We start from the raw sequence: 760 nt of genomic DNA on the forward strand, positions 1-760 counted from the left end.
TGCGACCATGAATCTGGTCGGGGGACACTGTCAGGTGGGCAGTTTGACTGGGGCGGTCGCCTCCAAAAGAGTAACGGAGGCGCTCAAAGGTTCGTTCAGCACGGATGGAAATCGTGCACTGAGTGTAAACGCATAAACGAGCCTAACTGCGAGAATGACGGTTCGAGCAGTAACGAAAGTTGGAGTTAGTGATCCGGCGGTATGTGAATGGAAATGCCGTCGCTCAACGGATAAAAGCTACCCTGGGGATAACAGGCTGATCTCCCCCAAGAGTCCACATCGACGGGGAGGTTTGGCACCTCGATGTCGGCTCATCGCATCCTGGGGCTGAATTCGGTCCCAAGGGTTTGGCTGTTCGCCAATTAAAGCGGTACGCGAGCTGGGTTCAGAACGTCGTGAGACAGTTCGGTCCCTATCTGTTGCGGGCGTAGGAATATTGAGAGGAGCTGTCCTTAGTACGAGAGGACCGGGATGGACGTACCGCTGGTGCACCAGTTGTTCTGCCAAGGGCATAGCTGGGTAGCTAAGTACGGACGAGATAAACGCTGAAGGCATCTAAGCGTGAAACTCCCCTCGAGATAAGTGTTCCCATCCTTCGGGAGTAAGGCCCCTTGTAGACTACAAGGTTGATAGGTCAGGAGTGGAAGTGCAGTAATGTATGGAGCGGACTGATACTAATAGGCCGAGGGCTTGACCTTAAATGTTAGGTAACCTCGAAAGATAGCTTGCGAGTAGGATTGTTCAGTTTTGAGGGTGTAAA

General features: G+C 52.6%; 1 rRNA gene (cut by a window edge). It reads left to right on the forward strand.

The annotated features are described in order from the left end of the window. A 23S ribosomal RNA gene (locus DW724_RS15320) occupies positions 1-698 on the forward strand; it begins 2,249 nt to the left of the window's first position. Positions 699-760 lie beyond the last annotated feature (62 nt).

Source organism: Butyricicoccus sp. AM27-36 (genome assembly GCF_003480945.1).
Lineage (GTDB): Bacteria > Bacillota > Clostridia > Oscillospirales > Butyricicoccaceae > Agathobaculum > Agathobaculum butyriciproducens.